The organism is Phocaeicola sp., assembly GCF_057861905.1.
Genome location: NZ_DBMACV010000119.1, coordinates 1 through 4581 on the forward strand (window position 1 = coordinate 1; position 4581 = coordinate 4581).

Annotated in this window: 4 protein-coding genes; all 4 read left to right on the plus strand. The window is 44.2% G+C overall.

Annotation, left to right across the window (positions count from 1 at the left end; genetic code table 11):
* A partial coding sequence (infB, locus tag ACZM60_RS14350; protein WP_489521830.1) for a translation initiation factor IF-2 occupies nucleotides 1-2118 on the plus strand: 2118 nt, incomplete at its 5' end.
* A 138-nt stretch (nucleotides 2119-2256) separates the two neighbouring features.
* On the plus strand, nucleotides 2257-2760 hold the full coding sequence (locus ACZM60_RS14355) for a CvpA family protein (protein WP_005849667.1): 504 nt from the start codon (nucleotides 2257-2259) through the stop codon (nucleotides 2758-2760).
* Between the two features lie 7 nt (nucleotides 2761-2767).
* Entirely contained in the window at nucleotides 2768-4219 is a 1452-nt protein-coding gene (sufB, locus tag ACZM60_RS14360) for a Fe-S cluster assembly protein SufB (RefSeq protein ID WP_005838858.1), read from the plus strand.
* A 27-nt stretch (nucleotides 4220-4246) separates the two neighbouring features.
* Nucleotides 4247-4581 (plus strand): ATP-binding cassette domain-containing protein (locus tag ACZM60_RS14365; protein ID WP_489521831.1); only part of this gene is annotated, 335 nt, incomplete at its 3' end.

Below are 4581 nucleotides of genomic sequence, written 5' to 3' on the forward strand. Positions count from 1 at the left end.
GCAAAGAAGAAAAAACGCAATAGAATAAATAAGGAACGTGTGGATATAAATGCTGCCGGTACAACAAATGCTGGAGGAGCATCTAATAATAACCAACGTAACGATAACGCTAACAGACCGAATAGGAACAATAACTCCAAACCTAATGGCAATAACAATCAGGGTGGAGGCAAATTTAATAAAGACCGTTTCAAGAAACCTGTTGTAAAAGCGGAAGTTAGTGATGAAGATGTGGCAAAGCAGGTTAAGGAAACATTGGCACGTCTGACTAACAAGACTAAGAACAAGGCTGCCAAGTATCGTAAGGAGAAACGTGAAAATGTTCAGAACCGCCTGATGGAACAGGAGGAGATGGAACAGGAAGATAGCAAAATATTGAAACTGACCGAGTTCGTTACTGCGAACGAATTGGCAAGTATGATGGATATTCCTGTTACTCAGGTTATCGCTACTTGTATGAGTATCGGTATCATGGTCTCTATCAATCAGCGTCTGGATGCCGAGACAATCAACCTGGTAGCGGAAGAATTCGGATACAAGACAGAATATGTAAGTGCTGAGGTAGCACAGGCTATTACAGAAGAGGAAGATAACGAAGAAGATTTGCAGCCGCGTGCTCCGATTGTGACAGTAATGGGACATGTTGACCATGGTAAGACTTCATTACTGGACTATATTCGTAAAGCAAATGTAATTGCCGGTGAGGCAGGTGGTATCACCCAGCATATCGGTGCTTACAATGTGAAATTGGAAGACGGACGTCATATTACATTCTTGGATACTCCGGGTCACGAGGCATTTACCGCCATGCGTGCCCGTGGTGCGAAAGTGACGGATATTGCTATTATTATTGTAGCTGCCGATGATAATGTGATGCCGCAGACCAAAGAGGCGATTAATCATGCTATGGCTGCCGGTGTGCCTATCGTATTTGCTATTAATAAGGTGGATAAGCCGCACGCCAATCCGGATAAGATTAAGGAAGAACTGGCTGCCATGAACTTCCTGGTGGAAGAGTGGGGTGGTAAGTATCAGTCGCAAGATATTTCGGCAAAGAAAGGTACAGGTGTACACGATTTGTTGGAAAAAGTATTGCTGGAAGCTGAAATGTTGGATTTGAAGGCTAATCCCGACCGCAAGGCAACCGGTTCTATCATTGAATCGTCGTTGGACAAGGGACGCGGTTATGTGGCTACTATGTTGGTGGCAAACGGTACGCTGAAAATGGGCGATATAGTCTTGGCTGGTACTAGTTATGGTAAGGTGAAAGCCATGTTTAATGAACGTAACCAGCGCATCAAGGAGGCCGGTCCTTCCGAACCGGTATTGATTCTGGGACTGAACGGTGCTCCTGCGGCAGGTGATACTTTCCATGTGATTGATACGGAACAAGAGGCTCGTGACATTGCCAACAAGCGTGAACAGTTGCAGCGTGAGCAGGGCTTGCGTACTCAGAAACTGCTGACATTGGATGAAGTGGGCCGTCGTTTGGCTTTGGGTGATTTCCATGAGCTGAATGTGATTGTTAAAGGTGACGTGGACGGTTCTGTCGAAGCGTTGAGCGACTCATTGATAAAACTGTCTACAGAACAGGTACAGGTTAATGTGATCCACAAAGGTGTCGGTCAGATTTCCGAGTCGGATGTGACTTTGGCTGCTGCATCAGATGCGATTATTGTAGGTTTCCAGGTTCGTCCTTCAAGTTCTGCCGGCAAACTGGCTGAGCAGGAGGGTGTGGATATCCGCAAATATTCTGTTATCTATGATGCGATTGAAGAAGTGAAGGCTGCTATGGAAGGTATGCTGGCACCTACTTTGAAGGAACAGATTACTGCAACCATCGAAGTGCGTGAAGTCTTCAATATTACCAAGGTCGGTTTGGTTGCCGGTGCTATGGTGAAGACAGGTAAGGTGAAACGTTCTGATAAGGCACGCTTGATTCGTGATGGTATTGTAGTCTTTACCGGTGCTATCAATGCTTTGAAGCGTTTCAAGGATGATGTGAAAGAAGTAGGTACTAACTTTGAATGTGGTATCAGTCTGACAAACTGTAACGATATCAAGGTCGGTGATATTATTGAAGCTTACGAAGAAGTAGAGGTTAAACAGACTTTGTAATACACTGAAGTCTGAGAATATAGATGGTAATGTCATCCTGAGCATAGCGAAGGATCTGGCACCTCGCCCAGCGCGTGGGCTGGCAGATTCTTCGCTTTGTTCAGAATGGCATTACTGCTTTTTGTAATAACGATAAAGATGGCGACAATAGATATTATTATATTGGCTATGATTGGTGTGGGTGTCATTATGGGATTAATAAAAGGATTTGTGAAGCAGATGGCGTCTATTGTAGGGTTGATAGCCGGATTGCTGATGGCTCGTGCCTTGTTTGGCATTGTTGCCGAAAGGTTGGCGCCGGTTCTAGGTACTTCAACGACTGTAGCACAGGTCTTGGCTTTTATATTGATCTGGATAGCTGTACCTTTAGGTTTTGCGTTCGTCGCCTCTTTGTTGACAAAAGCATTGGATGCTGTGCACCTGGGATGGCTGAACCGTTGGTTAGGCAGCGGATTGGGAGCATTGAAGTATATGATACTGATAGGGTTAGCTATTCATGTGATAGAATATATAGATCCGAACAATGAGATGATCAGTGCAACAAAAAAGAAGGAATCAGTGTTATATTATTCTATGAGGGACTTGTCCGGTATCTTTTTTCCGGTATTTAAGAATGTAACAGAACAATTAATAGAAATATAAGATAGATATGCAAGAAGAACCCAATAAATATGTGAAAGAACTGACGCAGGAGAAGTACAAATATGGCTTCACCACAGAAGTTCACACAGATATTATAGAAAGGGGATTGAATGAGGATGTTATCCGCTTGATTTCTGCAAAGAAGAACGAGCCGGAGTGGTTGCTGGAGTTTCGCCTGAAAGCATACCGCTACTGGTTGACCATGGAGATGCCTGCATGGGCACACCTCACTATCCCTGAAATAGATTATCAGGCTATATCCTATTATGCGGACCCTACAAAGAAAAAAGAAGGACCGAAAAGTATGGATGAGGTAGATCCTGAGTTGATTAAAACTTTCAATAAATTAGGTATTCCTTTGGAGGAGCAAATGGCGTTGAGCGGTATGGCAGTAGATGCTGTCATGGACTCTGTATCCGTCAAGACTACATTTAAAGAAACCTTGTTGGAAAAAGGGATTATTTTTTGTTCGTTCAGTGAAGCGGTGCGTGAGCATCCCGATTTGGTGAAGAAATATCTGGGTTCGGTGGTCGGGCCGCGGGATAATTTCTTTGCAGCCTTGAACTCGGCAGTATTCAGTGACGGATCGTTTGTATATATTCCGAAAGGAGTGCGTTGTCCTATGGAACTCTCCACTTATTTCCGTATCAATGCAGCCAATACCGGTCAGTTTGAGCGTACACTGATTGTTGCGGATGATGATAGTTATGTTTCTTATCTGGAAGGATGTACGGCCCCTATGCGGGATGAGAACCAATTACATGCGGCCATAGTGGAGATTGTGGTGCACGACCGTGCGGAAGTGAAATATTCTACCGTACAGAACTGGTATCCGGGAGATGCCGAAGGCAAAGGAGGAGTATATAACTTTGTGACAAAACGCGGTCATTGCAAAGGAGTGGATAGCAAATTGAGCTGGACACAGGTGGAAACCGGATCGGCCATTACTTGGAAATATCCCAGTTGTATCCTGAGTGGAGATAATTCTACTGCTGAATTCTATTCGGTGGCAGTAACGAATAACTATCAGCAGGCTGATACGGGGACTAAAATGATTCATTTAGGCAGAAATACCCGTAGTACCATTGTTAGTAAAGGAATCAGTGCCGGAAAGAGCCAGAACTCTTATCGTGGTCTGGTACGTGTGGCTCAGAAAGCAGACAATGCCCGTAATTACAGTCAGTGTGACTCTTTGTTGCTGGGGAGCCAGTGTGGTGCTCATACATTCCCATATATGGATATTCATAACGAGACAGCTGTGGTGGAACATGAGGCGACAACCAGCAAGATCAGCGAAGACCAGTTGTTTTATTGCAATCAGCGCGGTATTCCTACGGAAGACGCTATTGGGTTGATTGTCAATGGATATGCAAAAGAAGTACTGAATAAACTTCCAATGGAGTTTGCGGTGGAGGCACAGAAACTGCTGGCTATTTCTCTAGAGGGAAGTGTAGGATAAATGAAGAACTAAGAATTTAATAGAATTATGTTAGAGATAAAAGACTTACATGCCAGTGTCAATGGCAAAGAAATATTGAAAGGTATTAATCTAAGCATAAAGAAAGGTGAAGTTCATGCTATTATGGGACCCAACGGTTCCGGAAAGAGTACCCTTTCGTCTGTGTTGGTAGGCAATCCGGCTTTTGAGGTAACGAAAGGTTCGGTGACTTTTGAAGGAAAAGATTTGTTGGCTTTGAGTCCTGAGGATCGCAGTCATGAAGGTCTGTTTTTGTCTTTCCAATATCCGGTGGAGATTCCCGGAGTCAGTATGGTGAACTTTATGCGTGCGGCGGTAAACGAGCAGCGTAAATATAAAGGCCT